Origin of the sequence: Methylobacterium sp. EM32 (genome assembly GCF_040593685.1) — a bacterium.
GTDB lineage: Bacteria > Pseudomonadota > Alphaproteobacteria > Rhizobiales > Beijerinckiaceae > Methylobacterium.
In genome coordinates, this window is the sequence record NZ_JBEXZS010000059.1 from 14,595 (window position 1) to 36,720 (window position 22,126).

Annotated in this window: 17 protein-coding genes and 1 pseudogene; 9 read left to right on the top strand and 9 right to left on the bottom strand. The window is 70.6% G+C overall.

Features of this window, described 5'->3' with window-relative positions; genetic code table 11:
- Positions 1-142: 142 nt before the first annotated feature.
- Together ABZT49_RS09115 and ABZT49_RS09120 are read right to left on the bottom strand one after the other, a co-directional pair.
- Complete coding sequence (locus ABZT49_RS09115) at positions 143-2,455, bottom strand: PAS domain S-box protein (protein WP_355285526.1); 2,313 nt, start codon at positions 2,453-2,455, stop codon at positions 143-145.
- A 77-nt stretch (positions 2,456-2,532) separates the two neighbouring features.
- Positions 2,533-2,937, bottom strand: coding sequence for a DUF1236 domain-containing protein (locus ABZT49_RS09120; RefSeq protein WP_355285528.1), 405 nt, complete (start codon positions 2,935-2,937; stop codon positions 2,533-2,535).
- 283 nt (positions 2,938-3,220) lie between these two features.
- Between ABZT49_RS09120 and ABZT49_RS09125 the strand changes: the two genes are divergently transcribed.
- Positions 3,221-4,300 carry a replication initiator protein A gene (locus ABZT49_RS09125; protein WP_355285566.1) on the top strand — a complete coding sequence of 360 codons (1,080 nt, stop codon included), beginning with the start codon at positions 3,221-3,223 and terminating at the stop codon, positions 4,298-4,300.
- A gap of 1,289 nt (positions 4,301-5,589) precedes the next feature.
- Here ABZT49_RS09125 and hutU read toward each other — a convergent pair.
- From hutU to hutI, 3 genes and pseudogenes are all read right to left on the bottom strand, one after another.
- Positions 5,590-7,254, bottom strand: a complete 1,665-nt coding sequence (hutU, locus tag ABZT49_RS09130; RefSeq protein ID WP_355285529.1) for a urocanate hydratase — start codon at positions 7,252-7,254, stop codon at positions 5,590-5,592.
- Between the two features lie 139 nt (positions 7,255-7,393).
- Positions 7,394-8,929: a histidine ammonia-lyase gene (gene hutH / locus ABZT49_RS09135; RefSeq protein WP_355285531.1), complete on the bottom strand. Its 1,536-nt coding sequence runs from the start codon at positions 8,927-8,929 to the stop codon at positions 7,394-7,396.
- Positions 8,926-10,147, bottom strand: a pseudogene (hutI, locus tag ABZT49_RS09140) (imidazolonepropionase). The gene hutH and the pseudogene hutI overlap by 4 nt, the downstream one beginning before the upstream one ends.
- Positions 10,148-10,256: 109 nt before the next feature.
- Between hutI and ABZT49_RS09145 the strand changes: the two are divergent.
- The 4 genes from ABZT49_RS09145 to mqo all read left to right on the top strand — a co-directional run bounded on the left by ABZT49_RS09145 (position 10,257) and on the right by mqo (position 15,416).
- The gene (locus tag ABZT49_RS09145) at positions 10,257-11,615 is read left to right on the top strand and encodes a formimidoylglutamate deiminase (protein WP_355285532.1); all 1,359 of its coding nucleotides are present in this window, start codon (positions 10,257-10,259) and stop codon (positions 11,613-11,615) included.
- Between the two features lie 253 nt (positions 11,616-11,868).
- Positions 11,869-12,612: a histidine utilization repressor gene (hutC, locus tag ABZT49_RS09150; RefSeq protein WP_355285533.1), complete on the top strand. Its 744-nt coding sequence runs from the start codon at positions 11,869-11,871 to the stop codon at positions 12,610-12,612.
- A gap of 137 nt (positions 12,613-12,749) precedes the next feature.
- Complete coding sequence (locus ABZT49_RS09155) at positions 12,750-13,256, top strand: CYTH domain-containing protein (protein ID WP_355285535.1); 507 nt, start codon at positions 12,750-12,752, stop codon at positions 13,254-13,256.
- Positions 13,257-13,715: 459 nt separating this feature from the next.
- Complete coding sequence (mqo, locus tag ABZT49_RS09160; RefSeq protein ID WP_355285537.1) at positions 13,716-15,416, top strand: malate dehydrogenase (quinone); 1,701 nt, start codon at positions 13,716-13,718, stop codon at positions 15,414-15,416.
- A 216-nt stretch (positions 15,417-15,632) separates the two neighbouring features.
- Here mqo and ABZT49_RS09165 read toward each other — a convergent pair whose 3' ends face one another.
- Entirely contained in the window at positions 15,633-16,484 is an 852-nt protein-coding gene (locus ABZT49_RS09165) for a LysR substrate-binding domain-containing protein (RefSeq protein WP_093569794.1), read from the bottom strand.
- Positions 16,485-16,649: 165 nt separating this feature from the next.
- Here ABZT49_RS09165 and ABZT49_RS09170 point away from each other — a divergent pair, with 165 nt between their 5' ends.
- Both ABZT49_RS09170 and ABZT49_RS09175 read left to right on the top strand, forming a co-directional pair.
- Positions 16,650-17,684, top strand: coding sequence for a bile acid:sodium symporter family protein (locus ABZT49_RS09170; RefSeq protein WP_355285539.1), 1,035 nt, complete (start codon positions 16,650-16,652; stop codon positions 17,682-17,684).
- A gap of 271 nt (positions 17,685-17,955) precedes the next feature.
- Positions 17,956-19,191 (top strand): O-antigen ligase family protein, encoded by a 1,236-nt coding sequence (locus ABZT49_RS09175; protein WP_355285541.1) that lies wholly within the window; start codon positions 17,956-17,958, stop codon positions 19,189-19,191.
- A gap of 6 nt (positions 19,192-19,197) precedes the next feature.
- Here ABZT49_RS09175 and ABZT49_RS09180 read toward each other — a convergent pair whose 3' ends face one another.
- The 3 genes from ABZT49_RS09180 to ABZT49_RS09190 are packed head-to-tail and all read right to left on the bottom strand — an operon-like array spanning position 19,198 to position 19,957.
- On the bottom strand, positions 19,198-19,641 hold the full coding sequence (locus ABZT49_RS09180) for a hypothetical protein (RefSeq protein ID WP_355285543.1): 444 nt from the start codon (positions 19,639-19,641) through the stop codon (positions 19,198-19,200).
- A gap of 11 nt (positions 19,642-19,652) precedes the next feature.
- Complete coding sequence (locus ABZT49_RS09185) at positions 19,653-19,811, bottom strand: hypothetical protein (RefSeq protein WP_355285545.1); 159 nt, start codon at positions 19,809-19,811, stop codon at positions 19,653-19,655.
- Positions 19,796-19,957, bottom strand: a complete 162-nt coding sequence (locus tag ABZT49_RS09190) for a hypothetical protein (protein WP_355285546.1) — start codon at positions 19,955-19,957, stop codon at positions 19,796-19,798. The genes ABZT49_RS09185 and ABZT49_RS09190 overlap by 16 nt, the downstream gene beginning before the upstream one ends.
- Positions 19,958-20,143: 186 nt before the next feature.
- On the opposite strand from ABZT49_RS09190, the gene hisS reads away from it, so the two are divergent.
- A complete protein-coding gene (gene hisS / locus ABZT49_RS09195) occupies positions 20,144-21,679 on the top strand; it encodes a histidine--tRNA ligase (protein ID WP_355285548.1) in 1,536 nt (511 codons plus the stop codon).
- A gap of 258 nt (positions 21,680-21,937) precedes the next feature.
- The gene (locus ABZT49_RS09200) at positions 21,938-22,096 is read left to right on the top strand and encodes a hypothetical protein (protein ID WP_355285549.1); all 159 of its coding nucleotides are present in this window, start codon (positions 21,938-21,940) and stop codon (positions 22,094-22,096) included.
- The last annotated feature ends 30 nt before the right edge of the window (positions 22,097-22,126 follow it).

Sequence of the window (22,126 nt, forward strand, 5' to 3'; positions counted from 1 at the left end):
GCTGACGATGCAGAACCCGGCGGTGACCGTTCCGCCTCGTCCTGAACCGCCGGCGGTTATGGATCCCGGGTTCCGCTGCGCGGCCCCGGGATGACCCGGAGGGAATGAATCCCGTGGGGCAACCGCGTCGAACCCGCGTCCCTCACTCCCCCCGCCGCAGCTCCGCCAGCGGCGCCGTCAGCGTGCATACCACCCCCTCGGGCGGGTAATGCGTGGCGACCTCGCCGTCGACGGTGCCGGCCAGCCCCCGTTCGATCAGGCGCGACCCGAACCCCTTGGCGGTCGGCGGGGTCACCGGCGGACCGCCATGCTCCTGCCAGCGCAGGGCCAGGACCGGCGCGTTGGTGCTATCGACCGTCCAGTCGAGGGTGACGTAACCCTCCGGCGTGCGCAGGGCCCCGTACTTGACCGCGTTGGTGGCGAGCTCGTGCGTCATCAGGGCGAGGGAGAGGGCCGCCGGCGCCCCGCACGGCACCGGGGGCCCGCTGAGCCGGAACCGGCCGGGCCGGCCGTCGTCGTGGATGGCGAGCGCGCTCGCGAGCACCGCCCGCAAGGAGGCGCTCTCGCCCTCGCCGGTGAGCAGGATGTCGTGCGCCTTGCCGAGCGCCACCAGCCGGGCCACCAGCGCCTCGCGGGCGGCCGCCGGGTCGGTGGCGTTGCGCAGGGTCTGCACGGCGATGGCCTGCACCATCGCCAGGGTGTTCTTGAGCCGGTGGCTCAGCTCGCGGTTGAGGATCTCCTGCTGCGCCTCCGCCGCCTTGCGGGCCGAGATGTCGTGGCTCACCGCCGCGAAACCCTCGAAGGCGCCGCCGGGTCCGCGCAGGGGAAACAGGCTGTAGCGCACCGGCGTGACGGCCCCGGTGGCGAGGTTGCACAGGCGGAACTCGCCGCTCCAGCTCCCGCCGGCCCGGATGGCGGGCAGGATCGTTCCTTGCGCGAATGGCAGGTCGTCGGGCGGGAAGACATCGGTCAGGCGCGCCCCCGACGCTGCGTCCTCGCTCAGCCCCACCAGGGCCCGGCCGGCCGGGTTGACGTAGTCGATGACCCCGTCGGCATCCGCGATGGCGATGAAGTCGCTCGATTGCTCGGCGACGAGGGCGAGGCGGCGGAGCGCCGCCTCGGATTCGCGCTGCTCGGTCACGTCGAGGAAGACCGTCACCGCCGCGCGGATCGTCCCGTCCTCATCCCGCACCGGGCTGCTCGAGACTTCGAGCAGGCGAAGCGCCCCGGTCGCGGCGTGGCGATAGCGCATCGCCTCGGCGGTCACCACCGCGCCGTGCCGCAGGGCGCGCAAGGACGGGTAGTCGTCCGGTGTGTAGGCGCGCCCGTCGGCGTGCAGGGCGCAGAAGGATTCGTAGCGGGAGAGCCCGGCCTCGCCGAGGGCGTGGCCGAGGATCGCCTCGGCCTGGGCGTTGATCAGGTTCGGCGCGCCCGGGCCGAGGCCGGCGACCGAGATGCCGACCGGCGCCTGCCGGAACACCGCTTCGAGCAGGCCGCGCTCCAGGTCGAGCCGGCGCTCGGAGTCGCGCCGCTCGGCCTCGGCGCGCCGGCGCTCGGTGAGGTCGAGCATCGCGCCGATCATCCGGACCGCCCGGCCGGCCTCGTCGCGGATCACCGAGCCGCGGTCGAAGACGTGGGCGAACGTGCCGTCGGCGCGCCGGAAGCGGTACTCGTCGCGCCACGCCGTCCCGGTCCCGTCGATGACGGCGTGGATCGAGGCGTCGATCCGGGCGCGGTCGTCGGGATGGATGTGGTCGATCCACCACGCGCCGGTCGGCTCGACCTCGGCGAGCGTGTGGCCATAAGCCGCCTCCAGCGCCTCGTTCCACAAAACGTGGTCGGTGGCAAAATCCCAGTCCCAGATCGCGTCGCTCGTGGCCTGCGCCGCCCGGCGGTAGCGTTCCTCAGTGGCCCGCGCCGCCCGCAGGGCCGCTTCCTGCTCGGCATTGGCCCGGCGAAGCGCCAGTTGGCCCATCACCTGGCGCGCCAGCGCCCGCAGGTCGTCGGCCTCGCTCGGCGTGAGGCCCTCCGGCCGCGGGACGTAGTCGATCACGCAGAGCGTGCCGAGCACGTGGCCCTCGGGCGTGCGCAGGGGCGCCCCGGCATAGAACCGGATGCCGGGCTCGGCGGTGACGAGCGGGTTGTCGCGGGTGCGGGGATCCCGGGTCAGGTCCGGGATGACGAGGAGCGACTCTGGCTGCGCCAGGGCGTGGGCGCAGACCGAGCGGCCGAGATCGGTCTGCGGCAGCGGAAAACCCGTCCGCGCCTTGAACCATTGCCGGGTACTGGCGACCAGGCTCACCAGCGCGATCGGTGCATCGCAGAGCCGGCCCGCCAGGCGCACGACGTCGTCGAACCCCCGCTCGGGCAGGGTGTCGAGGATCGCGTAGGAGTCGAGCGCGGCGAGGCGATCGGGATCGCACAGGGCGGTCGGCGGATCGGGAGGGCGTGACATCGCGAACCGGGGAGGGTGACCCCGGCTCTTAGCCCGAATACGCCCCTCGCGTCACGGACGATCGCGCGCCGCACATCTCAATCGATCACCTCGACGACGCGGCGCGTGCCCGGCTCGACCAGGACCGGGTGGTCGTTGACGATGGTGTAATTGAACCCCTTGAGGGCGAATTCGGGCGGCACGTCGTAGTAGATCACGCCCTCGGGCGGCAGCACCGTTCCGACGCGCACAGGCCCCTCGTGGCGGAAGGACGGCCGGTGCTCGCCGGCGGCGTAGATGCGGAAGCGCTCGCGCCGGTCGATGCCCAGGATGCTGTTGGCCGTGCCGACCGCGGCGCCGATGGCGCCCCCCACCACCGCACCGACCGGCCCGGCGATCGCCTCGCCCCGCGCCGCGCCGTCCTGCGCCCCGCGGGCGGTGCCCTGGGCGTGAGCGGTGGTGACGCCGGTGGCGAGGAGGAGGGCGGCGAGGGCGAGGCGCATGGCGGAGTCTCTGGTCGGAATCTCGAGAAGGCAGCTTGGCTGTTGCGGGAGAACGGCGGGCCGGCGGCGGAGGTTCCGGGGCCGGATTCTCGGATTCGACGTTAACCGCGATTGAAGAGGATTGGGGACGAGATCCGAAAACCCTGTTCCGTCCACGATTTGGAAGGCGGGCGGTCCCTAGCGTCGGCGCCATGAGAGTGATGCGGAACGACGGGACGGCAGGGGGCGGCACGGCGCGGGGACGGGCCTGCATGCCGGCCAGGGATGCGACACGGGCGTGACGATGAGCCATCGGCGCAACGACCAGATCGACATGGTGGTGCCCTTCGTGCACTTCCGCGACCAGCGGGAGACGATGGAGCGGCCGTTCTTCTCGATCGCCAAGCAGAAGCGCCTGAAAGAGATTGACTATACGAGCCCCGACGGCTCGGTCTGGGTGCGGGTGCTGCCGAACCAGGCCTACGGCATGGCGACGATCTGGGACGCCGACATCCTGATCTGGGCCGCCTCGACGATCTGCGAGATGAAGAAGCGCGGCCGCAACGACATCCCGCGCAAGCTCCACTTCATGCCCTACGACCTCCTGAAGGGGATCGGCCGCGAGACCGGCGGGCGGCAGTACAAGCTCCTGCGCGACGCCTTGTTTCGCCTGCAATCGACCTCGGTGCGCACCAACATCCGGGCCGAGAAGGCCAAGCGCAAGGAGCGCCAGTTCAGCTGGATCGACTCGTTCGACGACACGATCGACGAGGAGACCAATGCCAGCCGCGGCATGTCGATCACCCTGTCGGACTGGTTCTACGAGGGCGTGCTGATGGATGGCGGGGTGCTCGCCATCGACCCGGCCTATTTCGGCATCACCGGCGGGCGCGAGCGCTGGCTCTACCGCATCGCTCGCAAGCATGCCGGCGGGGCGGGGGAGGGGGGGTTCGCCATCAGCCTGCCGACCCTGTTCGAGAAGTCGGGCGCGGAAGGGACGTACCGCCGGTTCAAGTTCGAGATCGCCAAGATCGCCAAGGCGGACGAGCTGCCGGGCTTCGTCCTGCGGCTCGAGGAGAAGGAGCGCGGCGAACCGCACCTGCGGATGATCCGCCGCGACCTCGTCACCGACGAAATTCTGATCGAGGCGGCTCCGAAGCCGAAGCGAACCCGCAAGCCGAAGGCCGCACCAGCGCTACCGCTCTTCCGCCACCTCTCCGACGAGACGATCGCGCTCTGCCGCAAGGCCCATCCGGGCTGGGACGTATACGGGCTGAAGACCGAGTTCGACCACTGGCTCGAGGGCGACGCGACCCGCGAGCCGAAGCACTACGAGAGCGCCTTCTTAGGGTTCGCCGAACGCTTCGTGCGGGACGCCCATTGATCCACAGGCCCACCCGTTCCCGATGTACGAGGGAGACGGCGGACGGCAGGGGCGGCTCCGAGGGGAAATCCCCGGAATCCCTGTGAATGACTCAGGCTCAGTCGGCACTTCGGGAACGCTCCGGGGCCGGAACGGCACTTCGGGAACACCCACCGTGCGATCGGGAACGCCGGCACGGTACTTCGGGGACAGAAGGCGCGGTACTTCGGGGACGAATCCTCGGTACTTCGGGAACGGCCCACCCGCATTAAGCATTTGGGCGAGTTCCAGGAATCGCCGCCGCCCGAGCGCCTAAATCGATAAAGATTCCTGTAACACTCTAAGCGGTGCATTCTGGGGAAAAGCCGGACGGCGAGTCCGACCCCGAGTCGGAGACCGCAATCGCGAGTCGAGCCGGGGTCCACAGGGCACCCACAGGAGTCCACCGGACTCGCCGGAACGAATCACCCGCCCACGGCATCTGTCGAACGGGGGCGAGCGAGCTGGACTCGACTCGCGGAAGCTTTCCTGTGGGACTCTCCGGGGTGGAGGATCGGGATCTCGACTCGTCTGACCTCGCATCGTACGAGCGGATTCAGGGGATTGGTTGGATCGGTCGGCGTTCGCACGGGCGGGAGATCGGCGGGTTTCGCCAGGGTGGAGCGTTCGTGAAGTACGCCCCGGCGGGCGGTGACGAGTCGGATCGGCGATCGGGAGGCACAGCGGAGCGGGGAATGGTCGACGGTCACGATCCCGGTTCACGGGCGACGGCCTGCGCGTTGCCCGGGGTGGCGGGACGGGCGCGGCGCTACGCGGACGTATATCGGGAACAGCGGGGAGAACGACCGATCGGCGGGGGGGGTGCGCACGGTCTCCCCGCAATCCCGAACGCGGCGGGTGTGGACGAGATGGGCGCAGGACGGGCGATTGCAGGTCGGTGCGAATGAATTCGAGGTTCTGCGGATCTGGCATGTCCCGGAGCCTCCTGAAGCAATCGAGACGAGCAGACGCCAAGTTCCCGAAATACGTCGAGCAGGGTGCGGACAGCTCCTCCAAAACGATGGAGCTACGCCAACACCAGTTCCTTGGTTGTCTTAGAAAACTGGCAAATAGATCGACATCCCTCGATGTCATCCCGGGGCTCGCCGCAGGCGAGAACCCGGGATCCATAACCACTGACGGTGCCGGACGAGGCGGCTCGCGTTCCGACCTTTTCTGAACTCGCAGCGGCTATGGATCCCGGGTTCCGCTGCGCGGCTCCGGGATGACGCGGAGGGTCCGGACTCGGGTCGACCCGATCGACAATTCGCTCAGCCGAGCGACGGCAAATCCAGCCCATGTTCCCGGGCGCAATCCACCGCATCCTCGTAGCCGGCATCGGCGTGGCGCATCACGCCGGTGGCAGGGTCGTTCCACAAAACCCGCTCCAGGCGCCGGTCGGCGGCCTCGCTGCCGTCGCAGACGATCACCATGCCGGCATGCTGCGAGAAGCCCATCCCGACCCCGCCGCCATGGTGCAACGAGACCCAGGTGGCACCGGACGCGGTGTTGAGGAGGGCGTTCAGGAGCGGCCAGTCGGAGACCGCGTCGGACCCGTCGCGCATCGCCTCCGTCTCGCGGTTCGGCGAGGCGACCGAGCCGGAATCGAGGTGGTCGCGGCCGATGACGATCGGGGCCTTCAGCTCGCCCTTGCGCACCATCTCGTTGAAGGCGAGGCCGAGGCGGTGGCGGTCGCCGAGACCGACCCAGCAGATCCGCGCCGGCAGGCCCTGGAACCGGATTTTTTCCCGCGCCATGTCGAGCCAGCGGTGGAGATGGTGGTTGTCGGGCAGCAACTCCTTCACCTTGGCGTCGGTGCGGTAGATGTCCTCCGGATCACCCGAGAGGGCGCACCAGCGGAACGGGCCGACGCCGCGGCAGAAGAGCGGGCGGATATAGGCCGGCACGAAACCCGGGAAGGCGAAGGCGTCCTCGACGCCCTCCTCCAGCGCCATCTGGCGGATGTTGTTGCCGTAATCGACCACCGGCACGCCGGCGCGGTGGAAATCGAGCATCGCCCGCACATGCACCGCCATCGAGCGTTTCGCCGCCGCCGCGACGGCAGCGGGGTCGGTCTCGCGCCGGGCTTCCCACTCGGCGACCGTCCAGCCCGCCGGCAGGTAGCCGTTGACGGGATCGTGGGCCGAGGTCTGGTCGGTGACGCAGTCGGGGCGCACGCCGCGGGCGTAGAGTTCGGAAAAGATCTCGGCGGCGTTGCCCAGCAGCGCGACCGAGCGCGGCGTCTTGGTACGGCAGGATTCCTCGATCAGCGCGAGGGCGTGGTCGAGGTCGCGGGCCTGGACGTCGACGTACCCGGTGCGCAGGCGGAACTCGATGCGCGAGGCCTGCGCCTCGACCGCGAGGCAGGAGGCGCCCGCCATGGTGGCGGCCAGCGTCTGCGCGCCGCCCATGCCCCCTAAGCCCGCCGTCAGGATCCAGCGGCCCGCCAGGTCGCCGGCATAGTGCTGGCGGCCCATCTCGACGAAGGTCTCGTAGGTGCCCTGCACGATGCCCTGGCTGCCGATATAGATCCAGGAGCCGGCCGTCATCTGGCCGTACATCATCAGGCCCTTGCGATCGAGCTCGTGGAAATGCTCCCAGGTCGCCCAGTGCGGCACGAGATTCGAGTTGGCGATCAGCACGCGGGGGGCGTCGGCATGGGTGCGGAACACCCCGACCGGCTTGCCCGATTGCACCAGCAGGGTCTGGTCGTCGTCGAGGTCGCGCAACGCCGCCACGATACGGTCGAAGCTCGCCCAGTCCCGCGCCGCCCGGCCGATGCCGCCATAGACCACCAACTCGCCCGGCCGCTCGGCGACGTCGGGATCGAGGTTGTTCATCAGCATGCGGAGCGGCGCCTCGGTGAGCCAGCTCTTGGCGGTGAGGTCCGGGCCGTGGGGCGCGCGGACGATGCGGGCGTTGTCGATGCGGGTCATGGGCGGGGGCTTTCGGGTGGGAGGCTATCTTTGTTTCAGCGAGCAGAAGTGAAGTCCTCCATCGTCATCCCGGGGCCGCGCAGCGGAACCCGGGATGACGCGGAGGGTGTCAGGTCTGTGAGATCACCGGCATGGGTGATCAGCCGAGAACGGGCAGCGGCACGCCGTCCGCCGCCGCGACGAGACTCCCATCCCGCACCAGCGCCAAAGCCGCCGCGATGTCGGGGTGGAAATGCCGGTCGTCGCCGAGAGGAGGCACCTCCGCCCGCAGCCGCGCCCGCACCGCCTCCAAAGCCGGGCTGGAGGTGAGCGGCGCGTGGAAATCGCACCCTTGAGCCGCCGCCAGTACCTCGATCGCCACCACCGCGGCGGCGTTCTCGGCCATCGGCATCAGGCGGCGGGCGCCGTGGGCGGCCATCGAGACGTGGTCCTCCTGGTTGGCGGAGGTCGGGATCGAATCGACGCTCGCCGGCATCGCCCGCTGCTTGTTCTCGGAGACGAGGGCCGCAGCCGTCACCTGCGGGATCATGAAGCCGGAATTCAGCCCCGGCTTCGGCGTCAGGAAGGCCGGCAGGCCCGAGAGCGCCGGATCGACCAGCATGGCGATGCGCCGCTCGGACAGGGAGCCGATCTCGCACAAAGCCATGGCGATCATGTCGGCGGCGAAGGCCACCGGCTCGGCGTGGAAGTTGCCGCCCGACAGGGCCTCGTCGGTCTCGGGGAAGATGAGGGGATTGTCGGAGACGCCGTTCGCTTCCGTGGCGAGCGTCTCGGCGGCCTGGCGCAGAAGGTCGAGGCAGGCGCCCATCACCTGCGGCTGGCAGCGCAGGCAGTAGGGATCCTGCACCCGCTCGTCGCCGACGAGATGCGAGGCCCGGATGGCGCTGCCGGCCATCAGCGCCCGGAGCGCCGCGGCGGTCTCGATCTGGCCGCGATGGCGGCGAAGCAGGTGGATGCGCGGATCGAACGGCGCGTCCGAGCCCCGCGCCGCATCGGTGGCGAGCGCCCCGGCGACGAGGGCGGTGCGCAGCAGGATCTCGGCCTCGAACAGGCCGGCGAGCGCGTTGGCGGTCGAGAACTGGGTGCCGTTGAGGAGCGCCAGGCCCTCCTTCGGCCCGAGCGAAGCCGGCGCGAGGCCGGCCGCGGCCAGGGCCTCGGCGGCGGGCAGGCGGCCGGCGGGCGTGACGGCCTCGCCGACGCCGATCATGACGGCCGCCATGTGGGCGAGCGGCGCGAGGTCGCCCGAGGCGCCGACCGAGCCCTGGCACGGCACGACCGGGATCACGTCGCGGGCGAGCATCGCCCCCAGCAGGTCGAGGGTCGCGGGCTGCACGCCCGACGCGCCCTGCGCCAGGCTCGCGAGCTTGAGCGCCAGCATCAGCCGCACCACCGGCACCGGGCTCGGCTCGCCGACGCCGGCGGCGTGGGAGAGCACGATGTTGCGCTGGAGGGTGGCGAGGTCGGCGGCGTCGATCCGCACGCTCGCCAGCTTCCCGAATCCGGTATTGATGCCGTAGACCGGCTCGCCCCGGGCGAGGATGCGCGCGACCGAAGCCGCGCTCTCGGCGACCGCCGGGGCGCAGGATCGATCGAGGGTGGCGGGGGCGCCGCGATAGACCGCGCGCCAGCCGGCGAGCGGCACCGCGCCCGGCACGAGGGTGATCGTCTCGGTCATCGTGTCCCCCGGATGCGGGCGTGGAGCGGGTTGAAGCCCATGCGGTAGACGAGCTCGGCCGGCCGCTCGATCGACCAGACCGCGAGGTCGGCGCGCTTGCCGGCTTCGAGGGTGCCGGTCTCAGGCAGGATCCCGAGGGCGCGGGCGGCCTCGCGGGTGGTGCCAGCCAGGCACTCGTCGACCGTGAGGCGGAACAGGGTCGCGGCCATGTTCATGGCGAGCAGCAGCGAGGTCAGCGGCGAGGTGCCGGGATTGGCATCCGTCGCGACCGCCATCGGCACCCCGTGCTGGCGAAAGAGCGCCACCGGCGGCAGCCTGGTCTCGCGGATGAAGTAGTAGGCGCCGGGCAAGAGCACTGCGACGGTGCCGCTCCGCGCCATCGCGGCGGCGCCGAATTCGTCGGTATGTTCGAGGTGGTCGGCCGAGAGGGCGCGGTAGCGCGCGGCGAGCGCGGCGCCGCCGAGATTCGAGAGCTGGTCGGCGTGGAGCTTCACCGGCAGGCTTAAAGCCTGCGCTCGGTCGAACACCCGGGCGACCTGGTCGGGCGAGAAGGCGATCCCCTCGCAGAACGCATCGACCGCATCGACGAGGCCTTGCAGTCAGCGCCGGCAGCATCGTGTCGGCGACCTCCGCGATGAACGCGTCCTTGTCGCCGCCGGCCTCCGGCGGCAGGGCGTGGGCGCCGAGGAAGGTGGTGCGGATATCGACCGGCCGCATCTCACCGAGCCGCCGGGCCGCGCGGAGCGCCTTGCGCTCGCTGGCGAGGTCGAGGCCGTAGCCCGACTTCACCTCGACCGTGGTGACGCCCTCAGACATCAGCGCGTCGAGCCGCGGCAGGGTCTGGCGCACGAGGTCGTCCTCGCTGGCCTGACGCAGGGCGCCGACCGAGGAGACGATGCCGCCGCCGGCCCGCGCCAGCTCCTCGTAGGAGGCCCCGGCGAGACGCAGCTCGAATTCGTGCGCCCGGTCGCCGGCCCAGACGAGGTGGGTGTGGCAGTCGATCAGTCCCGGGGTGATCCAGCGGCCCTCGCCGTCGATCACCTCGGCCCCGGCGAGCGCCGCCCCCGGCAGGTCGGCCTCGAGGCCGGCGAACAGGATGCGGCCGTCGCGGATCGCGAGCGCCGCACCCTCCACCGCGCCGATGCCGGGGAGGCCGCCTGCGAAGGTGGCGAGCCGGACGTTGCGCCAGACCTGCGGCACGCCTTCACTCCCGCTCATGCGCGTCTCCTCCGTGATTCGCCGCATATGTATAGACATGAGCAATGCGGCTTGTATAGACATGATGGGACGCGCTGGAGCGCGACAGGCCCATGCAGGAGACGCGCCGATGACCGTACTGCACGCAGCGCAAGGTCTCACGCCCACGGGCTGGCAGGCCGATCTCCGGTTGACCGTCGAGGCCGGCCGGTTCGCCGCTGTCGAGGCCGGCCGGAGCCCTGAACCGGGCGACACGCGGGTGGCTTTGCTGGTGCCGGGCCTGCCCAACCTGCACAGCCACGCCTTCCAGCGCGGCATGGCGGGGCTCGCCGAGCGGCGGGGGCCGTCCTCCGACACGTTCTGGACCTGGCGCGAGACGATGTACCGCTTCGCCCTGCGGATGAGCCCGGACGAGGCCGAGGCGGTGGCGGCGCAGGCCTATGTCGAGATGCTCGAATCCGGCTTCACCCGGGTCGGCGAGTTCCACTACCTGCACCACGCCCCGGACGGGCGGCCCTATGCCAACGTCGCCGAGATGGCCGAGCGGATCGCCGCCGCCGCGTCTCTCACCGGGCTTCGCCTGTCGCTGCTGCCGGTTCTCTACCGCTGGTCGAATTTCGGCGGGCTCGCGCCCACGGAAGGCCAGCGCCGCTTCATCAGCGACCTCGACCTGTTCGCCCGCCTCGTCGAAGAGTCCCGCGCCGCCCTGGCGGCTCTCCCCGGGGCGACGCTCGGCGTCGCGCCCCACAGCCTGCGGGCGGTGACGCCGGAGGACCTGAACGCCGCGGTGGCGCTCGCGGGCAGCGGGCCGGTCCACATCCACGCCGCCGAGCAGGTGCGCGAGGTGGAGGAATGCGAGGCCTGGTCCGGCGCCCGGCCGGTGCAGTGGCTCCTCGACCATGAGGGCCTCGACTCCCGCTGGTGCCTGATCCACGCCACCCACATGAATGCGGACGAGACCGCCCGGTTCGCGCGGAGCGGCGCCGTCGCCGGCCTTTGCCCGGTGACCGAGGCGAGCCTCGGCGACGGCATCTTCCCCGCCCCCGGCTTCGTCGCGGCCGGCGGGCGCTACGGGGTCGGGACCGATTCGAACGTGCTGGTCGGCGCCGCGGACGAATTGCGCCAGCTCGAATACGCCCAGCGCCTCGGCAACCGGCAGCGCAACGTGCTCGCGGCGCCGGGCGCCTCGACCGGGCGGGCCCTGTTCGAGGCCGGCCTCGCCGGCGGCACCCAGGCGCTCGCCGCGGAGAGGGGAGGGCTCGCGGCCGGGGCGCCGGCCGATTGCGTGGCGCTCGCCGGGGCGGACCCGGCCTTGATCGAGCGACGCGGCGACGCCCTCCTCGATGGCTGGATCTTCGCCGCGGGCTCGCGGGCGGTGGAGTCGGTATGGGTGGATGGCCGCCAGGTGGTCGCGGGCGGGCGGCACGTGGCGCGGGAGGCGGTGGCGGCGCGCTATGCGGGGGTGCTGCGGCGGTTGATGGCGGAGTGAGTCGTCGTCGCCGGTTCCAATTCGCTCAGCTTTCCCAAGTCGAGCGCCTCTCCCCTTTCCAGGTGATGCCGGGCAAGCCCGGCATCACCTGGAAAGGGGATCCCGCGACTTTCCGTTGTCGCGTCGAGCCAAGTCGGAATCTCATGCGGCTTCCGTCGCCAAGCTCGGGTATGAGAGGCAGCCGGCCCTCCAGCAGATCGTCGGCAGGAGAAAGCGTGCGCGAGCGAGATCCCTTGAGCGGACCTGATCCCCGATGACCGCGCACGATCCCGCCCGCCGCGAGGCCCGGCCGGTCTCGCTGCACCAGCAGATCCTCTCGGAGCTCCAGGGCCACATCCTGTCCGGCCGCTGGCCCCCCGGCCACCGCATCCCGTTCGAGCACGAGCTGACGGCGCAGTTCGGCTGCTCGCGCATGACCGTCAACAAGGTGCTGACCCAGCTCGCCGCCGCCGGGCTGATCGAGCGGCGGCGCAAGGTCGGCTCCTTCGTGCGCCAGCCGCACTCGCAATCGGCGGTGCTGGAGATCCCGGAGATCCGCAGCGAGGTCGAGGCGCTCGGTCTGCCCTACCGCTTCGTCCTGCTCCAGCGCCGCCGCCGGCGCAGCACGCAAGCCGACCGCGCGGCGCTCGGGCTCGACGCGCCGGCCCCGGTCCTGGCCCTCAGCGGCCGGCACGAGGCCGGGCCGCGGCCGTTCTGCCTGGAGGAGCGGCTGATCCACCTCGCGGCGGTGCCGGAGGCCGAGGCGCAGGATTTCTCCGTCGAGCCGCCGGGGGCGTGGCTCGTCCACCACGTGCCCTGGAGCGCGGCCGAGCACCGCATCCGCGCCCGGAGCGCGGACGCCGACCTCGCCGCCACGATGGCCTGTCCGCCGGGGACGCCCTGCCTCGTCGTCGAGCGCCGCACCTGGAGCGCCGGGCGCCCGGTCACCGTCGTGCGGCTGACCTATCCGGGCGAGGCGCACGAGCTCGTCGCCCGTTTCGCACCGTCACGGAACTGACGTAACGGCCCTAGCCCTCACAGGCCCGATCGGCTATCAGCCGCCGCGCCCCGGCAACGGCCGGGCTTATCGGGCGTTCCGTACGGTCACCGCCCGGCGCCCGTCGCCGCGCGGCGGGGCACGAACGGTCGAGGGTGATGCGGTACGAGGTCGAGCGGAAGTTCCTGGTCGCCCATGCGGGATGGCGCGAGCGGGCGGTGAGCCGGCACCGGCTCACGGACGGGCTCGTGGGCGAGTTCGCCGGCGGCAAGGTCCGGGTGCGGCTCGACGACGAGCGGGCCTGGCTCACCGTCAAGGGCCGGCGTGAGGGCCTGTCGCGGCCGGAATTCGAGTACGAGATCCCGCGCGATGAGGGCGAGGACATGCTGCGCCTCGTCTGCGAGACCTGCCTGATCGAGAAGACGCGCCACTGCGTGCCGCATGGCGGGCTGCTCTGGACCGTGGACGAGTATGGCGGCTCCCTCGCCGGCATGGTGCTCGCCGAGATCGAGCTGGAGCACGAGGCGCAGGTCGTCGCCCTGCCCGACTGGCTCGGCCGCGAGGTCACGGCCGACAGCCGCTTCCGCCAGTCGACCCTGCTGCGGCTCGCCCGCGAGGCCGGCCGCCCGGTGACCCTGACCGAGGTGATCGCCGCGCGCCTGTGAGGATTCCGGCGCATCCGGGCGCCGGCGGGACATCGACTCGTCACCGAATCGGATCTGCCGGTGAGGAAATACCGGCATTCCACAGCACGGCCCCGCGATGAATGCTGCGGCCGGGCCCATTGCCGGGCGGTCGTTGTCCTTTGCCCGGGCATCGTCTATGAGGCGGCGCCAGAATCATCGAACCAAACCAGCCTGCGTCTTCCAAAGAGCCCCCGAGGCGGCCGTCAGGCCGCCGTGAAGAGCGGGCGAAGCGGACGCCGCCCCGCCCTCCGGCCGGTCCGGACGCGCAGGGGCGTGAGGCCGCGAGGGACCGACAGCGTCGGGGTACCGCGGCCGACCCTCGAGGAAACCACCCGAAAAGGCCTTGTGCGGCGAGCCGGCGGCTCGCCCGCGATCGGACGCCTGTCACGGCCGGGGGCGCGCGCGCCCGCCGGTCCTGTACCAGAACGGGGTTTGGCCATGCGTGCCGATGACAAGACCACCAGCGCGACCGGCGTGAGCCGGCGCCAGATCCTCGGCGGCGCGGCCGCCGGCCTCGCAGCGTCGGCGCTGCCCGATTCGCTCGCCCTGGCGCAATCGGCCGACAAGGTCGACGTGCTGCTGATCGGCGGCGGCGTGATGAGCGCGACGCTGGGCGTGTGGCTGAACGAGCTGGAGCCGGGTTGGTCGATCCGGATGCTCGAGCGCCTCGACAAGGTCGCGATGGAGAGCTCGAACGGCTGGAACAACGCCGGCACCGGCCACTCGGCCCTCGCCGAGCTGAACTATACCCCCGAGAAGAAGGGCAAGATCGAGATCGCCAAGGCGGTCGAGATCAACGAGGCGTTCCAGGTCACCCGCCAGTTCCTGGCCTGGCAGGTCAAGAACGGCGTGCTGAAGGATCCCAAGACCTTCATCAACTACACGCCTCATATGAGCTTCGTCTGGGGTGACGATAATATCGAGTTCCTCAGGAAGCGCTACGAGGCGCTGAAGGCGAGCCCGCTCTTTGCCGGGATGGAGTTCTCGACCGATCCCGAGCAGCTCAAGAAGTGGGTCCCCCTGATGATGGAGGGGCGCGACCCGAACCAGAAGGTCGCCGCCACCTGGTCGCCGCTCGGCACCGATGTCGAGTGGGGCGAGGTCACCCGCCAGTACGTCGCCCATCTCCAGCGCCAGAAGAGCTTCCGCCTCGACGTCTCGACCGAGGTCCAGGGCATCACGAAGAACGCCGACGGCTCCTGGCGGGTCACCGCGCGCAACCTCAAGGACGGGTCGCGCCAGGCGGTCGACGCCAAGTTCGTGTTCATCGGCGCCGGCGGCGGCGCCCTGCACCTGCTCCAGGCCTCCGGCATCCCGGAGGGCGAGGATTACGCCGGCTTCCCGGTCGGCGGCTCGTTCCTGATCAACGAGAACCCGGACGTCGCGACGCTCCACCTCGCCAAGGCCTACGGCAAGGCCTCGGTCGGCTCACCGCCGATGTCGGTGCCCCATCTCGACACCCGCGTGCTCGGGGGCAAGCGCGTCCTGCTGTTCGGCCCCTTCGCGACCTTCTCGACCAAGTTCCTGAAGGAGGGCTCATATTTCGACCTGCTCACCTCGACCACGACCAGCAACGTCTGGCCGATGATGCGGGTCGGCCTCGACGAGTTCCCGCTGGTGGAATACCTCGCCGGCCAGCTGATGCTCTCCGACGACGACCGCCTGGCGGCGCTGAAGGAATACTTCCCCGACGCCAAGAAGGGCGAGTGGCGCCTGTGGCAGGCCGGCCAGCGCGTGCAGATCATCAAGCGCGACAAGGACAAGGGCGGCGTGCTGAAGCTCGGCACCGAGATCGTCAACGCGAAGGACGGCAGCATCGCGGCACTGCTCGGCGCCTCCCCGGGCGCCTCAACGGCGGCGCCGATCATGCTCGAGGTGCTCCAGAAGGTCTTCGCCAAGAACGTCGCCACGCCCGAGTGGCAGGCGAAGATCCGTCAGATCGTCCCGAGCTACGGCCAGCGCCTCAACGACGATCCGGAGAAGGTGGCTCAGGAATGGGCCTATACCAGCGAGCAGCTGCAGCTGCCGACCCCGCCGGCGATCGACCGCGGCCCGCTCAAAGCCACGCCCGTGAGCGACACGGTGCTCAACAGCAGCGATACCCCGGTGACGGCGCCGGTGCACGATCTGGCGCCGTGAGCGTACCCGGGCGGCGGGGCTGCCCGGGGTAAGGAAAAGGCGCTGGATTTCTCCTCTCCCCGACAGATCCCGGGCTTGCTCGGGATCTGCAATCAAGGGACGAAGTCGGGCAAGCCCGACTTCTTGCGGGGAGAGGAGGAACCTGCGCTTCTTCTCTCTCCGGTCGTTCACGCCGCAGGCGAGGAGATCTCAGCCCCGGCCGCGCGGGAGACCGGATCAATCCCAGATATCCGCGTTCAGGATCTCGTGCGCCAGCGCCCGGCTCGGCTCGCGGTGGAGGCCGGGGCCGGACAGGACGAACTCGACGTCGGCGAGGCGCGGCAGGTCGGCGTGGGAGAGTTCCTGCAACCCGTCCGGGATCAGGCTGCGCGGCTGCGCCATCAGGCCGACGCCGGCGAGCGCCGCGGCGCGCAAGCCACTGAGGCTGGCGCAGGTGCAGGTGATGCGGAAGGCCCGCCCCTCCTGGGTGAGTGCCGCGAGCGCCACCGCCCGGGTGATGCTGGGGGCCGGGAAGCTCGCGAGCGCCACCGGCTCGCCCCGCTCCGGCAGCGCCGTGGGGAGACCGACCCAGACCAATCGGTCGCGCCGCACCAGCATGCCCTGCGTCTCGCCGACATGGCGCTTGCCGAGAACGAGGTCGAGCTCGCCCCGCGCGAGCGCGTCGTGCAGGAAGCCGGTCAGCGCCACGCTCAGTTCGAGGTCGACCGACGGATAGGCCTCGCGGAAATCGCGCAGCACCTCCGACAGCCGGCTCTGCACGAAATCCTCCGAGGCGCCGAACCGCACCTTGCCGCGCACCGGGCCGCCGGCGAGCGCCCGCTCCAGCCGCTCGTGCGCGTCGAGCACCGTGCGGGCGAAGCCGAGCACCGTCTCGCCCTCCGGGGTGAGGGCGACCGAATGGGTGTCCCGCGCCACCAGCCGGCGCCCGACCTGCGCCTCCAGGCGCTGGACGTGCTGGCTCACCGTCGACTGGCCGAGGCCGAGCTGCTCAGCCGCCCGGCTGAAGCTGCGGCTGCGCACCACCGCCGCCAGGGTGCGCAGCAGCACGGGATCGATCAGGCGGGTCATTTCAGGCGGGTCATTTCAGGGAGGATCATGGCGGCTCTCCGCATCCTGCATGAGCGGAGGCCATGCTATCGCATCTCACGATAACTGTAATCCTGGGCGCTGGCGTACCCATCCGACGCCGGCCCGATTAGGTAGGCGGGACCCTTCCAGACCATCCGGCCCGCCATGCTCTCGCGCTTCCGTCCCGATACCTTCACGCTGATGATCGTCGGCGCCCTGATCCTCGGCTCCGTGCTGCCGGTGCAGGACCAGGCCGCCGAGTGGCTCAGCGTCTTCGCCAACGGCATGATCGCGCTCTTGTTCTTCCTGCACGGCGCGCGCATCGACCGGCAGACGGCCCTGGCCGGGCTGGTGCATTGGCGCCTGCACCTCGTGGTCTTCGCCTCGACCTTCGTGCTGTTCCCGATCCTCGGCCTCGCCGCGGGCCTCCTCAGCCCGACCCTGCTGACCCCGGCTTTGGCCGCCGGCGTGCTCTTCCTCTGCGTGCTGCCCTCCACGGTGCAATCCTCGATCGCCTTCACGTCGGTGGCGGGGGGCAACGTGCCGGCGGCGATCTGCTCGGCCTCGGCCTCGAACATCCTCGGCATGTTCATCACCCCGCTCCTCGTCGCGGTGCTGCTGAACACGCAGGGCGGCCACCACGAGTTCGACTGGGGAGCGGTGGGCAAGATCATGGCGCAGCTGCTGCTGCCCTTCGCCCTCGGCCAGCTCTTGCAGCCGCGGCTCGGCCCGTGGCTGACCCGGCACAAGCCGCTGACCATGGTGGTCGATCGCGGCTCGATCCTGCTCATCGTCTACATCGCCTTCAGCCACGCGGTGGTGACCGGCCTGTGGAGCCGCACGCCCCTGCCGGCGCTGGCCACCATGCTGGTCGTCGACCTGATGCTGCTCGCCGCTGTGCTGGCGATCACGACCGCCGCGAGCCGCCTCCTCGGCTTCTCGAAGGAGGACGAGATCACCATCGTGTTCTGCGGCTCGAAGAAGAGCCTGGCCTCCGGCGTGCCGATGGCGAACGTGATCTTCTCCGGCCAGGATGTCGGCGGGATCATGCTACCCCTGATGCTGTTCCACCAGGTCCAGCTGATGGCCTGCGCGGCGCTGGCCCGCCGCTACGCCGCGCGCCTGCAAGCGGTGACGGCCGCCGGGGAGGGCCCGACCCGGGCCGGCGTCGCGCCTGCCGCCAAGCTCGCGGTGCGCTGAGCGGCGGACGGCGTTGACGAAAGATTCACGCCGTCGCGCCATTCTCAACGAGAGCCAAGTTGCGTACCGGCTCTGTTGAGTGTCCGGCCCCGTCGCGCGTTCCGCGGCGGGGCCGCGCCGTTTCTATGAGACGCTATGACAGGATGATGGTGAGAGATCATCCGGGAAGCGTTCGCCGATCGTTTTAAGCTTTCATTCACTCTGTCGCTTCAGCCGGCGCACACCATCCCGCCGCTAACATCCCGGGTGCCGTCACCCGAGGAGGCGCCCGATGGCCACGTTCGTCCTGCCGCGCCGCCATCTCGCTGCGGTGCCGGTCCTGTCGCTGCTGCGCGGCTTCGGCCACGCCCTGATGGCGGCGTTCATCTTTTTCGCCTGCTTCGCCTTCTCGGACACCTCGCCCTACGACATCGTGGCGATCCCGACGATCGTGCTCTGGGTCCTGCTCGGCGTGCGGCTCTACCGCGGCGCCGTGCCCGTGGTCCTGGTGCTGCTCGTCTTCGTCGGCGCCACGGTCGTCGCCCTGATGCCGTATCTCGATGAGGACCTCTCGGCGATCTGGACGGTGCAGCTCTGCTACCTCGCGATCACCGGCATCTTCTTCACGATGTTCTTCTCGGACGAGTGCGACCGCCGGGTCGAGGCCGCCCTCAAGGTCTACACCGCCAGCACGCTGCTCAGCGCAGTGCTCGGGATCGGCGGCTACCTCGAGCTGATCGGCAACGAGGACCTGTTCGCCAAGTACGGCCGCGCCGCCGGCACCTTCCAGGACCCGAACGTGTTCGGCTCGTTCCTGACCCTCGGCGCGCTCTACCTGATGCACAACCTGCTCACCGGGCGCGCCCGGCGCCCGCTCCTGTCGGGGCTCGGGCTCGGCATCCTGCTCGCCGGCGTGTTCCTGTCGTTCTCCCGCGGCTCCTGGGGCGGCACCCTGGTGGTGGCCGGCCTGATGGTCCTGATGGTCTACCGCACCAGCGCGCCGCGTTTACGCCGCCGCATCGTGCTGCTGGCGGCGCTCACGGCGGGGTTCGGGGCGGTGGCCCTCGTCGGCCTGCTCTCGGTCGGCAATGTCGGCGAGACCTTCGCCAAGCGCGCCGCCGTCACGCAGGATTACGACGAGGGCGAGACCGGCCGCTTCGGCAACCAGCTGCGCGGCATCGGCATGCTGATCGAGGACCCGCTCGGCATGGGGCCCCTGCGCTGGCGCCGCACCTTCAACCTCGAGCCGCACAATTCCTATATCGGCGCCTTCTCCAACGGCGGCTGGGTCGGCGGCGTCGCCTTCGTGTTTCTGGTGCTGATGACCGCCTGGGTCGGTTTCCGGCTGATGAGCCAGGACACGCCCTACCGGCGCCACGCCCAGATCGTCTTCCCGGCCCTCCTGATGTTCTTCCTCCAGGCGGTGCAGATCGACATCGAGAAGTGGCGCCACGTCTACATGATGCTCGGCATCGTGTGGGGGCTGGAGGCGGCGCGGGTCAGGTGGCTGGCGACCGGGGAGGAATGAGGCGCCTCACGCCGCGAGCGTCCAGCCCCGCTCGGTCTCGCGCAGCCGCAAGTCCGTCCGCGGCTGAGGCTCCAGGCCGGCGAGGCGCTCGACCATGCGGCGCACCGAGCCGTCGCCGCCGACGTATTCCGCGTAGAGCGCCCGCAGCAGGTGATCGACCGGCCCGGGCACCGCCTGGCCGCGGGCCTTCTCGTAGCGGCGCAGGGTCTGTTCCGTCGTGCCGAGGAGCCCGGCGAGCGACCGTTGGCTCAGCTCCATCTCGATGCGCAGGAAGCGCAACTCGGCACCCGTGAGTGGCGCGCTCGCGTCGATCAGGCAGCGGCCGATCGCGGCGTGCAGGCCGTGCACATCCTCGATCGATACGGCGGTGCCGTGGCTCGTCTCCAGCAGGTTGAAGCCGTTCTCGAGGTGGACGTTGTCCAGGCCGCTCTCGACGTAGTGGTAAGCCATCGCGAACTCCTTCAGAACACGGTCACGACCAGCAGCCGGCGCGGCAGATCGAATTCGACGACGCAGGTCATCTCCTCACCGGTGGCGTGCCGCGAGACGTTGCAGCGCCAAGCCCCGTTCGCGACCTGATACGGCCCTTCCGAGATCGAGCCCTTCAGCAGGCAATCCACGATCTGCTTGAACGAAATCGCGCGTTGACGACCGCGCTTGCGGCCGTGCGGCCGTGCGGCAGAACGAAGACGCGGGCGCTGTCCTGCGCGATCTCACGGATCAGCGCACGGGCGGCCGGGGCGGTGCGCAGCGCAGTGTCGTTCATGAACCTATCAACATGATAGGTCATTGCCTCGGTCAACGCGAGCCTTGGAAAGGGACCATCCGCCCCGGCGGGGCTGGAGCCCAGGCGGATATGGGCCTATGTGGGCGCGAGCCCACGAAACCCACGCGCGCTTGCCCCTGCCGCCCGGCGGGCCGCGCGCTGACCGATTCCTGCTTGCGAGACCCGATGTCCAAGCCCGCGAAGGCCGAGAAGGCCGCCACCCTCAAGCCCCGCCTGCCGCGCGGCCTCGTCGACCGCGGGCCGGCCGAGATCGCCGCCACCAACCGGATGCTGGACAAGATCCGCGAGAGCTTCGAGCTCTACGGCTTCGAGGCGGTGGAGACCCCGTTCATCGAGTACACCGAGGCACTGGGAAAATTCCTGCCCGACCTCGACCGGCCGAACGAGGGCGTGTTCTCGTTCCAGGACGACGACGAAGCCTGGCTGTCTCTGCGCTACGACCTGACGGCGCCGCTCGCCCGCTACGTCGCCGAGCATTTCGACTCCCTGCCCAAGCCCTATCGCAGCTACCGCGCCGGCTACGTCTTCCGCAACGAGAAGCCGGGCCCGGGTCGCTTCCGCCAGTTCATGCAGTTCGACGCCGACATCGTCGGGGCGCCGACCGTCGCGGCGGATGCCGAGATCTGCATGATGGCCGCCGACACCCTGGAGAAGGTCGGCATCGGCCGCGGCGACTACGTGGTGAAGGTCAACAACCGCAAGGTCCTCGACGGCGTGATGGAGGCGATCGGCCTCGGCGGCGACGACCAGGCCGGCCGGCGCCTCACCGTGCTGCGGGCGATCGACAAGCTCGACCGCCTCGGGCCCGACGGCGTGCGCCTGCTGCTCGGCCCCGGCCGCAAGGACGAGAGCGGCGACTTCACCAAGGGCGCCGGCCTCTCGGATGACGCGATCGAGCGCATCCTGCGCTACGTCGCGTTCCAGGCCGCCCCCACCGAGGGCGGCGACCGCCTCGCCTTCTGGGAGAACTTCTTCGGCGGCTGGAGCGAGGTGGTCGGGGAGTCCGAGACCGGGCGCCAGGGCATCGCCGAGCTGCACACGATCATGAAGCTGTGCGAGGCGGCGGGCTACGGCCACGACCGGGTGCGGGCCGATCCGTCGGTGGTGCGCGGCCTCGAATACTATACCGGCCCGGTCTTCGAGGCCGAGCTGACCTTCCCGGTCGTCAACGAGGACGGCCAGACCGTGCGCTTCGGCTCGGTGGCCGGCGGCGGACGCTATGACGGCCTCGTCGGCCGCTTCCGCTCCGAGCCGGTGCCGGCGACCGGGTTCTCGGTCGGCGTCTCGCGCCTGTTCTCCGCCCTCCAGGTGGTCCGCAGCCCGATCGTCTCGGGTCAGGCCGCCCCCGGCCCGGTGGTGGTCCTGGTGCTCGACCGCGAGGAGACCGCCGCCTACCAGGCCCTCGTCGCGGCCCTGCGCCAGGCCGGCATCCGCTCCGAGCTCTATCTCGGCGCCTCCGGCATGAAGGCCCAGATGAAGTACGCCGACCGCCGCGGCGCGCCCTGCGTCGTCATCCAGGGCAGCGACGAGCGGGCGAAGAGCGAGGTCCAGATCAAGGACCTGATCGAGGGCGCCAAGGCCGCCGAGGCGATTGCCAGCAACGCCGAGTGGAAGGCCGCTCGGCCGGCCCAGTTCTCGGTGCCGGTGGACGAGATGGTCGCGCGGGTGCGCGAGGTGCTCGGGCGGCATTACGGGGGGTGAGGGCCCTCGCTCGTCTTCGAAGGCGGCCCGGGTTCTTCGGCAGACCGACACCCTCCATCGTCATTCCGGGGCCGCGAAAGCGGAGCCCGGAATCCAGACACGCAGGTAGGAGCGGACAAAGCGGGACGGTGTGTGCTCATTCCTGAACCGTCGGCGGCTCTGGATTCCGGGCTCCGCTGCGCGGCCCCGGAATGACGCGGTGGGTCTTGATCCCATGGTGCTGGTTCTGACAGATCCTCTGACTGTGACGAGGTCGCGATGACCAGGGATCTCCTTGAACGCGTGCTCTCTGCCTTGCAGGAAGCCGAGGCCCATGCTCAGGGCGAAACGCCGCCCGGTATGGTCGTCCATGTCCCCGATGCGCCTCGACCGTCCGAGCCGGCGGACGGCCACGAAGAAGACGACCACGGAGAGTGAGGCTCGCTTGCCGCCTCCGCACACCCCCAC

Bases quoted from the DNA above. Each gene is read 5' to 3' on its own strand.
- ABZT49_RS09115 (WP_355285526.1), bottom strand. From the start codon at position 2,455: ATGTCACGCCCTCCCGATCCGCCGACCGCCCTGTGCGATCCCGATCGC.
- ABZT49_RS09120 (WP_355285528.1), bottom strand. From the start codon at position 2,937: ATGCGCCTCGCCCTCGCCGCCCTCCTCCTCGCCACCGGCGTCACCACC.
- ABZT49_RS09125 (WP_355285566.1), top strand. From the start codon at position 3,221: ATGAGCCATCGGCGCAACGACCAGATCGACATGGTGGTGCCCTTCGTG.
- hutU (WP_355285529.1), bottom strand. From the start codon at position 7,254: ATGACCCGCATCGACAACGCCCGCATCGTCCGCGCGCCCCACGGCCCG.
- hutH (WP_355285531.1), bottom strand. From the start codon at position 8,929: ATGACCGAGACGATCACCCTCGTGCCGGGCGCGGTGCCGCTCGCCGGC.
- ABZT49_RS09145 (WP_355285532.1), top strand. From the start codon at position 10,257: ATGACCGTACTGCACGCAGCGCAAGGTCTCACGCCCACGGGCTGGCAG.
- hutC (WP_355285533.1), top strand. From the start codon at position 11,869: ATGACCGCGCACGATCCCGCCCGCCGCGAGGCCCGGCCGGTCTCGCTG.
- ABZT49_RS09155 (WP_355285535.1), top strand. From the start codon at position 12,750: ATGCGGTACGAGGTCGAGCGGAAGTTCCTGGTCGCCCATGCGGGATGG.
- mqo (WP_355285537.1), top strand. From the start codon at position 13,716: ATGCGTGCCGATGACAAGACCACCAGCGCGACCGGCGTGAGCCGGCGC.
- ABZT49_RS09165 (WP_093569794.1), bottom strand. From the start codon at position 16,484: ATGACCCGCCTGATCGATCCCGTGCTGCTGCGCACCCTGGCGGCGGTG.
- ABZT49_RS09170 (WP_355285539.1), top strand. From the start codon at position 16,650: ATGCTCTCGCGCTTCCGTCCCGATACCTTCACGCTGATGATCGTCGGC.
- ABZT49_RS09175 (WP_355285541.1), top strand. From the start codon at position 17,956: ATGGCCACGTTCGTCCTGCCGCGCCGCCATCTCGCTGCGGTGCCGGTC.
- ABZT49_RS09180 (WP_355285543.1), bottom strand. From the start codon at position 19,641: ATGGCTTACCACTACGTCGAGAGCGGCCTGGACAACGTCCACCTCGAG.
- ABZT49_RS09190 (WP_355285546.1), bottom strand. From the start codon at position 19,957: ATGAACGACACTGCGCTGCGCACCGCCCCGGCCGCCCGTGCGCTGATC.
- hisS (WP_355285548.1), top strand. From the start codon at position 20,144: ATGTCCAAGCCCGCGAAGGCCGAGAAGGCCGCCACCCTCAAGCCCCGC.
- ABZT49_RS09200 (WP_355285549.1), top strand. From the start codon at position 21,938: ATGACCAGGGATCTCCTTGAACGCGTGCTCTCTGCCTTGCAGGAAGCC.